Origin of the sequence: Microbacterium natoriense (assembly GCF_030816295.1) — a bacterium.
Lineage (GTDB): Bacteria > Actinomycetota > Actinomycetes > Actinomycetales > Microbacteriaceae > Microbacterium > Microbacterium natoriense_A.
In genome coordinates this window covers 1,763,148-1,773,535 of the sequence record NZ_JAUSXV010000001.1, presented here as the reverse complement: position 1 = coordinate 1,773,535, position 10,388 = coordinate 1,763,148, and the positions used below count along the sequence as shown (strand labels likewise).

The window sequence follows — 10,388 nt, the reverse complement described above, 5'->3', positions numbered from 1 at the left end:
CCGCCCACTGGCGAGACCCCCTGCAGCAGCAGGGGGTCTCGCCGACAAGCGGGGGTCTCGGCGTCCGTCCCATCGGGTACTCGGATGCCGGCAGCCCTCAGCGGTCGTCGCGCGGGCGCTTGCGCGCGGACCAGGCGGCGAACGCCGCAGACACGGCCCCGGCGGCCTGGTCGATGGCCTCGGCAGACTTCGACAGGACGTCCTGTGCCGCCTCCTGCCATGCCGTCGGCGGCGCTTCACCCGCGAGCACCCGGGCCCGGTGCTCCGCCGTTTCGAGCGCGCCCTCGAGGTCCGCGACCGCGTCGCGGTACGCCGAGAACGCGGCCGGGGTCGGAGTGTGCTCGGCTTCCCGACGCAGGTCGTTGGCGCGACCGGCGGCCCGCAGATAGGCGGCGGTGGCCGGCTGACGCACGTCCGTCATCGCCGGGTAGGAGATCTGCAGAGCCGGGTCCGTCTCGTACCGCATCCACCGGGCGGTGATCGTCTCGTGCTCGGCCCGCAGACGCTCGAGCGGGCGCGGAGCGGATCCCTGAGGCAGGGCGGCCTTCGCTGCGCTGAGCCGCACTCTTCTGACCCGGACCTCGGCGTGCACCGCCTTCATGTCGCGCTCCCGCTCTCGCAGCATGCGGCGAGCTCCGGCGACGCGGTCCGCGCTCACCCTGCCCGCATCGCGCTCGGCCGCGATCCGCGCGAACTCGGCTCGGGCCACCTTGAGCTCCAGGCGGCGTTCGGCCACCGTCTGCTGCGCCGTCTTGAGGTCGTGGCGCGCGGCGTCGACAGCGAGGCGCCTCCCCGACCGCCGAGCGCGACGACGCAGCCCTGCCGCCCCGACGGCCCCCGCAGCGCCTGCCGCCGCAGCGGTCGGCGCGAGCCACCACCATTCGGCGACGATCAGCAGGGGGTCCATGTCTCGATGCTATCCAGTCGAGGCCGAGCGCGCCGAGACGAGCGGCGGCCGAGCTCCGGAGGGAGCGCCGGTCGCCGCTCGCGGCGTGCACGACGGATCAGACGAGCGTCTCCTGCCACGCGGCGTGCAGTTGGGCGAACTTGCCGCTGCCGCCGATCAGCGCGTCAGGCGAGTCGTCCTCGATGATGCGTCCGTGCTCCATCACCAGCACGCGGTCGGCGATCGCGACCGTCGAAAGCCGGTGCGCGATGATGATCGCGGTGCGGTCCTTCAGCAGCGTCTGCAGGGCGTCCTGGATCAACCGCTCGGACGGGATGTCGAGCGACGCCGTCGCCTCATCCAGGATCAGAACCGCCGGGTCGGCGAGGAACGCCCGGGCGAACGAGATCAGCTGTCGCTGCCCCGCCGACACTCGGCCGCCGCGCTTGTTCACATCGGTGCCGTAGCCGTCGGGCAGCGACTCGATGAACCCGTCGGCGCCCACCGCACGTGCGGCGGCCCTGATCTCGTCGAGCGTCGCGTCGGGCTTGCCGAGCGCGATGTTGTCCGCGACGGTGCCGCTGAACAGGTACGCCTCCTGCGTGACCATCACGATCGCGCGGCGCAGATCCTTCGGGTGCAGTCTGCGCAGGTCGACGCCATCCAGCGTGACGCGACCCTTCGAGGGATCGTAGAAGCGTGAGATGAGCTTCGCGAGAGTGGACTTGCCCGCGCCGGTGGTGCCGACCAGGGCGATCGTCTGACCGGCCGGGATGTCGAGCGAGAAGTTCGGCAGGATCGTCTTCTCGCCGTTGTACCCGAAGGTGACCTCGTCGAATTCGATGTGGCCGCGCGACTCCCAGAGGTCGACGGGCTTCTCGGGGTCGGGAACCGTCGGAACCTCCTCGAGCACGCCGGACACCTTCTCCAGAGCCGCAGTGGCGGACTGGTAGGAGTTCAGGAACATCGCGATCTCCTGCATCGGCGCGAAGAAGTTGCGCACGTACAGCACGGCCGACAGCAGCACGCCGACGCTGAGCACCTCCGTCGAGACGCGGATCCCGCCCCACAGCACGACGAGCCCCAAGGTGAGCGCGGCCACCCCCATGAGTCCGGGCTCGAACGTGCCGAACAGCAGCATGGAACGGCGGTTGACGTCGCGGTAGTCGCCTGCCACCTTCTGGAAGGCCTCGTCGTTGCGCGGCTCCTTGCGGAAGGCCTTGACCGCACGGATGCCCGTCATCGTCTCGACGAACTGCACGATCACCTTCGCGCTGATCACACGGGACTCGCGGTAGACCAGCTGCGACCGCGTGTAGAACCACCGCATCAGGAAGAACAGCGGCACGCCGGCGAGCGCGAGGATCACACCGGACTGCCAGTCCCACACGCACAGCGCGATGAAGGTGAACAGGCCGAACAGCACACCGGAGACGAGCTCGTTGAGCCCGCCGTCGAGCAGCTCCTTGATGGAGTCCAGGTCGCTGGTCTGACGCGAGATGATTCGGCCGGACGTGTACGACTCGTGGAATTCGAGGCTCAGCTTCTGGGTGTGCAGGAAGATGCGCTTGCGCAGGTCGAGCAGCACCGCCTGGGTGATTCGGGCGGCGATCATCACGTACCACGCGATGAGTGCGGCTGCCGCCGCGCCGGCGAACAGATACACGAAGCCGACCACGAGCGTCGGCATCCAGTTCGCGTGCTCGATCACCTCCGGCAGCGCCCTGTCCAGACCGATGCTGATGAGGATCGGGCCTGCCACCTGCAGCGCCGTGGACACCACGAGCACCACGGCCGCGAGGATGACCTGCGCCTTCAGCGGGCGCACCAGCGATCCCAGCAGACGCAGCGAGCGCTGCCTGATCTCGCGGCTCTCCTCACGGGTGTAGTTCGAGCGGTCCTCGTTCTGTGTTCCGGTGATCGCGGAGCTCATGCCTGCACCTCCTTCATGTCTTCGCGCATATCGTCTCGGTCGTCGTCGTCAGGATCCTCTCGGATCACCGGGATCGCGCCGGTGCGAGCAGCCTCCTCCGCCTCGAGGCTCGAGATGACGTGCCGGTAGTGCCGGCTGGACTTCAGCAGTTCGCTGTGCGTGCCGACCGCGGTGATCCGCCCTGCTTCGAGCAGGGCGACGCGGTCTGCGAGTGCGACGGTCGACGGACGGTGGGCGACGATCATCGCTGTCGTGTCGGCGAGCACATGACGCAGCGCCTCCTCGACGAGCGCCTCGGTGTCGACGTCGAGGGCCGACAGCGGGTCGTCGAGCACGAGCACCCTCGGATTCGCCGCCACGGCTCGGGCGAGAGCGAGTCGCTGACGCTGGCCACCGGAGAGGCTCAGGCCTTCCTCGCCGATGATCGTCTCCACGCCGTCGGGCAGCGAGTCGACGAACGCCGCCTGCGCGACGTCGAGTGCCTCGCGCAGCACCCGCTCGGCCTCCTCGCTGTGCACATCGAGATCGGCGCGACCCAGCAGGACGTTCTCCCGGACGGATGCCGAGAACAGCGTCGCATCCTCGAACGCCATGGCGATGTGCTGCCGCAGCTCGGAGAGCGTGAGGTCGCGCACGTCGACGCCGTCGAGCGTGACTCGCCCGCCGGTGACGTCGTACAACCGCGCCGGCAGCGTGGTCAGAGTGGTCTTGCCCGAACCGGTGAGTCCGACGAGCGCCATGGTCTCACCCGGACGCAGCACGAGATCGATGCCGTCGAGCAGGTCGCGCTCGGAAGCACCGGCGTCCTGATAGCGGAAGTGCGCATTCTCGAAGACGAGCTCGCCTCGGGGCGCGGCGATGCGCACCGGGTTCTCGGGGTCCGTGATCGTGTTCGTCTCGGAGAAGATGTCGAACACGCGGTCTGTGGCCGTACGCGCATCGAGCATGAACGAGAACAGGAACCCGATCGACTCGATCGGCCACCGCAGCACGACAGCCATCGCGAAGAACGCGAAGAGCTCCGGTACCTCGATCGCGCCCTGGGAGATCAGCCAGATGCCCGACATCAGGCTCAGCCCGAAGGCGATCTGCGGCATCAGGTCGAGCCAGAACCAGATCGACGCGATCGCGCCGGCCTTGCTCATCTCGGTCTCGCGCAGAGTCTCGGCCTGACGGCTGAAGCGGCTGAGCGCGTGCTTGCCGCGGCCGAACGCCTTGAGCACGCGGATGCCGTGCACGCTCTCCTCGACGCTGGTGGCGAGGTCGCCGGCCTGATCCTGGCTGCGCCGGGTGAGCGCGCCATAGCGCTTCTCGAACAGGTAGCCGCGGATCCAGAGGGGAATCGCGGTGACGAGGAAGATCGCACCCAGCAGCCAGTGCCAGCGGAACAGCAGAACCGATCCGATGATGATCGTGAGGATGTTCACGACGAGCAGCACGAGGCCGAACGCGAGCCAGCGGCGGATGAGGCCGATGTCCTGCATCATGCGGCTGAGCAGCTGGCCGGATTGCCAGCGGTCGTGGAAGGCGACCGGAAGGGTCTGCAGTCGCGCATAGAGCTGCGTGCGCATCTGGTACTCGACCTCGGTCGCGGGGTTGAGCACGAACTGACGCCGCAGCCACACCATCACCGCCTCGCCGACCGCGAGCCCGAAGACGGCCAGAGCGCCCCAGGCGATGGCGCCGAACTCACCGGACTTCACCGGACCGCGGATGATCTGCTCGAGCACGAGCGGGATCATCAGCGCGATGATCGCCGCGACGAGCGCGCTCGCGGCGCCCCCGGCGAGACGCCAGATGACCGGTTTCACGAAGGGCTTGAGCCGCCACAGAGCGGCGGGGGTGGAGAGCGAGGAGGAGGAATCGGAGTTCTGCGATGAGGGCGAGGAAGACATGTCTCTCAGACGAGTTTCGTATGGAAAGCGGTTGCTGAACGAGGCGGATGCGAGAGCGGGCTCTGAGAGCCCGGCATCCGATGCGGATGAGGCGGGTGGCTCTAGAAGAAGAGCGGGCGCGCCGGGGTCGAGCCGAGAGCTGCGATCCGCGCGGTGGCGATCGTGGTCATGGTGTCCTCCTCAGGGGCTCGGTGGTGTCGACCGGTCGGCGCGACAGCCCTCCAGCCTATTCCTGTGAACCAGCTGAAGGCAAGAGGAATTCCCGAACGAGAAGAAGCGGATGCCACGGGCATCCGCTTCTTGTCTCGTCGAGAGACCGGCTCACACCGGCGCGGCCTCCCGTGCCAACAGGCTCTCCTTGACGCCGAGCCCCCAGGCGAAGCCGCCGAGGGTGCCGTCGGTGCGGAGCACGCGGTGGCACGGCACGAACAGGGCCGGTGCGTTGCGAGCGCAGATCGAGGCGGCCGCCCGCACCGCCCTCGGGTTGTCGAGCCGCGCCGCGAACGACGTGTACGTGAGCGGCTCCCCCGGTTCGATGCGGCGCAGCGCCGCCCAGCCCGAGAGCTGCAGCGCCGTGCCGGTCTGCGTCACGGCGACGTCGTCGATGGCCGAGAGCTCTCCGGCGTAGTACGCCAGGGCGGATGCCGCGGCATCCGTCTCCCGCTCGACGACCGACTCGGGGCGCCGCCCGACGGCGAGGCGGTTCAGGATCGCCTCGTGGTCGTCGGTCCATCCGGACGCCAGCACCCGCTGACGGTCGTCGGCGAGGATCGTGAAGGCGCCGTCTGGGGTGTCGATGGTCTGGATGATGGCGTTCATGATTTCTCCTTCGTGATTCGTGAGGGCCGGAGGGGCGCGGCGCGCCACAGATGGGCGCTGAGATAACTGCGCCATGGCGCCGTGCGTGCGGCCCATTCGGTGAGAGGCCGTGCGTCGCCTGGTAGACCGGATGCCGCCGCTCCCGCACGCAGCGCCACGTCGCCCGGGAGCAGGATGTCGGGGTCTCCGAGCACGCGCATGCGCACGTAGTCGGCCGTCCACGGACCGATGCCGGGCATGGCGAGCAGAGCTTCGCGCTGCGCCATGCCGTCATCGCCGACCGTGAGCGTCAGCGACCCGTCGGCGAGCGCCGCGGCGGCGCCGGTGATGGCCCGGATGCGCGCCGCCGGCCCCCGGAGCACCTCGGCCCCGCGCTCGGCGATGGCCGACATCGTCGGGAACAGCAGGCCACCCTCGGAGAGGCCCTCTCCGAGGTGCGGGGGCATGGCGAGGCGCTCCCCCAGCGCCTCGGTGAGCGAGGTCAACGCCGTGCGCGCGGCCACCACGGTGATCTGCTGTCCGACCATCGCGCGGATGAGCATCTCATGCGGGTCGGCGGAGCCGGGTACGCGGATGCCGGGAGTCTTGGCCACGAGAGGGACGAGTTCCGGGTGCATGCTCAGCGCGGCGTCGATCGCGAGAGGATCGGCGTCGAGATCGAAGATGCGACGAACGATCGCCACGAGCGGGGCGAGGTCGCCGAGGGCGGTGACGGTGGCGCGCAGGTGCAGGCGCGACGCGGCGTCCTGGCTCACCTCGAACCAGACAGGCCCCCCGGGCATCCGCAGATGACGCGAGAACGACGTCGTCGTGGCATGCTCCACCCCGGGCACGGCGCGCCCCGCCATCCACGCGAAGATCCCGTCGGCGTCGAGCGGGCCCCGGTACGGCAGCACCAGATCGATCGTCCCCGGGACGGTCGGCGCGGGGCCCCTGGCCCCCGCGCCGGTCGAGGAACGACGCAGCCTCAGCTCGCCGGGGGCCATGCCGAAGACCTCACGGACCGTGTCGTTGCACTGGCGGATGCTGGAGAATCCTGCCGAGAACGCGACATCGGAGACGGCCAGGTCGGTGCCGACCAGGAGCATCCGGGCCGTGTGCGCGCGGTGCGCTCTGGCGAGGGCGAGCGGACCCGCGCCCAACTCAGCGGTGAGAAGCCGGGTCAGGTGCCTGCTCGAGTAACCGAGCCGCGCGGCCAGGCCCGGTACGCCTTCGCGCTCGACGACGCCGTTCGCGATCAATCGCATCGCTCGCGCCGCGGTGTCACTGCGCAGATCCCACGCAGGCGAGCCGGGCGCCGCTTCCGGAAGACACCGCTTGCACGCGCGGTACCCGGCCTCGTGCGCGGCCGCGCTGGTCGGGAAGAACGTGACGTTCTCTGGCTTGGGCGTGCGAGCGGGGCAGCTCGGCCGGCAATAGATCCTGGTCGAGCGGACGGCGGTGACGAACTGCCCGTCGAAGCGGGTGTCGCGTGCGCTGATCGCGCGATAGCGCTCGTCGAAGTCGATCACGGGGAAGCTCATGACTCCACTCTGCCACCAGGCGCCGACACCGGCTGGCGGAAATCGGACACGGCTGTGACCGCGAATCCGTTCGTTGTCGCCGGACTCAGCGGCGGCGCCGGAGCAGGCGGCCCATGGCGCGCAGCGGGGCCGTGAGCGTCCAGCTCGAGCTGTTGCGCACGGACTCGACGAGCGCGTCGCGGGCGACGATCTCTTGCGTCAAACGCGCCCTCTCCGCTTGCAGCATGTCCACGACCTCGTGCAGCGAACGGACCTCGGCTTCGAAATGCGGGATACGCGCCAAGTCCGCGATGACCCCGCCCAACCGCTCGAAATCGGCACGGATACGGTTCGCGACCGCTTCATCCGCCTCGAACAGCACGCGAAGCGGCTCTCGCGCGACATCACCGACCGCGAGCACCCCCAGCCCGTGGCCGTGCTCGAAGGCGAAGGAGCGCCCCGGTTCAGCGACTTCGTTCCAGAGACGCCAGACGCCGAAGCCCTCGCTGCGCTCCGCGATGTCGTGAAAGAGGATCACTCCCCCGTCGCGCACCGTGTCACGCCACTGCTCGTAGTCCTCGCGAGCATCGTCGTAGCCATGACGTCCGTCGATGTGAAGGAGATCGACGGATGCCGGTGAGAAATCAGCACGCGTGTTCGTGAAGTATCCACGATGCAGGACGACCGACGAGCTGTAGTCTCGAGCCGCGATGTCGCGGACGGACTCGTACACGGCATCCCCGTAGAACCCCGCCTGATCGTCGCCCTCCCAGCTGTCGAGGGCGTTGATCGTGAGCGAGTGCCCGAGGCGCTGGGCCGCCTCGGCGAAGGCGAAGCACGAGAATCCGTTGTGCGTGCCGAGCTCCACGACATCACGCGGACGAAGCACGTCGATGATCCACGCTGCGAATGATCCGTGGGTCAGCCAGGCCGAGTCAACGAGATGCGTCGGCAGCCAGTACGCCGTAGGGCTCAACCACGAGGCCACAGGCGTGTCATCGCCCGGCCCCACACTCGTCCGCGTCATGCCTTCGCTCCATCGCCCCAGATTCCGTCAAGTATAGGTATCCGTGGCGAGGCATGATGCGAATGGCCGAGGCGCGGCGAACTCAGTGGAAGAAGTGGCGCTCTCCGGTGAAGAACATGGTGACGCCCGCCTTACGCGCAGCATCCACCACTTCCTCGTCCCGCACCGACCCGCCGGGCTGCACGATCGCCTTGACGCCGGCGTCGATGAGAACCTGGGCGCCGTCCGCGAACGGGAAGAAGGCGTCGGATGCCGCGACCGACCCGGCCGCCCGCTCTCCGGCGCGCTCCACGGCGAGGCGGCACGAGTCGACACGATTGACCTGGCCCATGCCGACGCCGACCGTCGCGTTGTCCTTCGCGAGCACGATGGCGTTCGACTTCACGGCGCGGCAGGCCTTCCAGGCGAAGATGAGGTTCGTCATCTCCTCCTCGCTGGGGCGGTCGCCCGAGACGAGCTCCCAGTTCTTCGCGACGGATTCGATGTCGTCGGGGAAGCGGTCGGCATCCTGCAGCAGCAGTCCGCCCGAGACCAGGCGCACGTCCATCCGCTCCTGCTGCCAGTCCTCGGGCAGCTGCAGCAGACGCAGGTTCTTCTTGGCTTTGAAGACCTCGAGCGCCGCCGGCTCGAAGGCGGGGGCGACGATGACCTCGGTGAAGATGTCCTTGAGGTTCTCAGCCATCTTGAGCGTGACCGTGCCGTTCGCGGCGATCACGCCACCGTAGGCCGACACCGGGTCGCACTCGTGCGCGCGCAGGTGAGCGCTGGCGATCGGGTCGAGTGCGTTCGGCGCCGTCGTCGCGATGCCGCACGGGTTCGCGTGCTTGATGATCGCGACGGCCGGCAGCACCATGTCGTAGGCGGCACGCAGGGCGGCGTCGGCGTCGACGTAGTTGTTGTACGACATCTCCTTGCCCTGCAGCTGCGTGGCCTGAGCGATGCCGTGCCCGCCGGCGCGCGTGTAGATCGCGCCGCGCTGGTGGGAGTTCTCGCCGTAGCGCAGCGTGGCAAGACGCTCGGCCTGGATGGTGAGATGCGCGGGCAGATCGCCCTCGTCGATCAGGGTGCCCTCGGCGAACCACGACGCGACGGCCGCATCGTAGGCTGCGGTGTGCGCGAATGCGCGGGCTGCCAGTTCACGGCGCTGCGACAGCGTGGTCCCGCCCTCGCGCACGGCGCTGATGATCGACGGGTAGGACTCGGGAGAGACGACGATCGCCACGTTCGCGTGGTTCTTCGCAGCGGCGCGCACCATGGCGGGGCCACCGATGTCGATCTGCTCGACGACATCGTCGCCGAGGGCGCCCGAGGCGACGGTCTCGACGAAGGGGTACAGGTTCACGACGACGAGCTCGAACGGCTCGATGCCGAGGTGCTCGAGCTGGCCCTCGTGGTCCTCGAGCCGCAGGTCGGCCAGCAGACCGCCGTGGATCTTCGGGTGCAGGGTCTTCACACGACCGTCGAGCATCTCGGCGACGCCCGTCACGGTCGCGACGTCGGTCACGGCGAAGCCCGCGTCGCGGATGGTGGCCGCCGTCGACCCCGTCGAGACGATCTCCGCCCCGGCGTCGGCGAGGGCTGCGGCGAGTTCGAGCAGGCCGGTCTTGTCGCTCACCGAGACGAGCGCGCGACGGACGGGGACCGAGTCGCGATCGCGGTACAGGGAGGGGTCGTGGCGGGGGCCGGCCATGGTGGGCTCCTTCGTGGCGGGGTTTGGTTCAGGATGCGGCGGACAGCTCGAGCTCGCCGGTCGCGATGCGGCGCACCACGTCGATGAGCAGACGGCGTTCGACGGGCTTGATGCGGTCGTGCAGGCTGTGCTCGGTGTCGCCCTCGACGATCGGCACCCGCTCCTGCGCGAGAACCGGCCCGGTGTCGACGCCGTCGTCGACCACGATCACGCTGGCGCCGGTCTGCGACGCGCCCGCGGCGAGCGCATCGCGAACGCCGTGTGCGCCGGGGAACTCGGGAAGGTACGCGGGGTGGGTGTTGATGAGCCGCGGCGAGTACTCCGCGACGAGCGCCGGCGGCAGCAGCCGCATGAGACCGCTGAGCACGACGAGGTCGGGCTTCCAGACGGCGAGCTGCGCGCTCACCTCTTCGCCCCACGTCTCGCGGCTCTCGTGCAGATGCCACGGCACTGTGAAGCTCGGGATTCCGAACTCCTCGGCATGCGCGAGGCCGTCCGCGTCGCGGTCGGCGCCGACCACGACGACCCGCGCGGGGAAATCGGGATGGCGAGCTGCCTCGAGGAGGGCACGAAGATTCGAGCCGGTGCCCGAGATGAGAACGGCGACCGTGAGCACGCGCCCAGTCTACCGGGGAG

The 10,388-nt window shown here is 69.3% G+C and carries 8 protein-coding genes; all 8 read right to left on the bottom strand.

All coding sequences use genetic code 11. The annotated features are described in order from the left end of the window. Positions 1 to 97 precede the first annotated feature (97 nt). Positions 98 to 907 (bottom strand): hypothetical protein, encoded by an 810-nt coding sequence (locus QFZ53_RS08085; RefSeq protein ID WP_307295285.1) that lies wholly within the window; start codon positions 905 to 907, stop codon positions 98 to 100. Between the two features lie 97 nt (positions 908 to 1,004). Next, a complete protein-coding gene (locus QFZ53_RS08080) occupies positions 1,005 to 2,819 on the bottom strand; it encodes an ABC transporter ATP-binding protein (protein WP_307295282.1) in 1,815 nt (604 codons plus the stop codon). Next, positions 2,816 to 4,714 carry an ABC transporter ATP-binding protein gene (locus QFZ53_RS08075; protein WP_307295280.1) on the bottom strand — a complete coding sequence of 633 codons (1,899 nt, stop codon included), beginning with the start codon at positions 4,712 to 4,714 and terminating at the stop codon, positions 2,816 to 2,818. Before QFZ53_RS08075 ends, QFZ53_RS08080 begins: the two co-directional genes overlap by 4 nt. Positions 4,715 to 5,035: 321 nt before the next feature. Next, positions 5,036 to 5,533 (bottom strand): methylated-DNA--[protein]-cysteine S-methyltransferase, encoded by a 498-nt coding sequence (locus QFZ53_RS08070; protein WP_307295278.1) that lies wholly within the window; start codon positions 5,531 to 5,533, stop codon positions 5,036 to 5,038. Then, on the bottom strand, positions 5,530 to 7,056 hold the full coding sequence (locus QFZ53_RS08065; protein ID WP_307295276.1) for a DNA-3-methyladenine glycosylase 2 family protein: 1,527 nt from the start codon (positions 7,054 to 7,056) through the stop codon (positions 5,530 to 5,532). Before QFZ53_RS08065 ends, QFZ53_RS08070 begins: the two co-directional genes overlap by 4 nt. Before the next feature lie 85 nt (positions 7,057 to 7,141). Then, positions 7,142 to 8,062: a class I SAM-dependent methyltransferase gene (locus QFZ53_RS08060; RefSeq protein WP_307295274.1), complete on the bottom strand. Its 921-nt coding sequence runs from the start codon at positions 8,060 to 8,062 to the stop codon at positions 7,142 to 7,144. Positions 8,063 to 8,144: 82 nt separating this feature from the next. Next, positions 8,145 to 9,752: a bifunctional phosphoribosylaminoimidazolecarboxamide formyltransferase/IMP cyclohydrolase gene (gene purH, locus QFZ53_RS08055; RefSeq protein WP_307295273.1), complete on the bottom strand. Its 1,608-nt coding sequence runs from the start codon at positions 9,750 to 9,752 to the stop codon at positions 8,145 to 8,147. 28 nt (positions 9,753 to 9,780) lie between these two features. Beyond that, entirely contained in the window at positions 9,781 to 10,368 is a 588-nt protein-coding gene (gene purN, locus QFZ53_RS08050) for a phosphoribosylglycinamide formyltransferase (RefSeq protein ID WP_292910351.1), read from the bottom strand. Between the last annotated feature and the right edge of the window lie 20 nt (positions 10,369 to 10,388).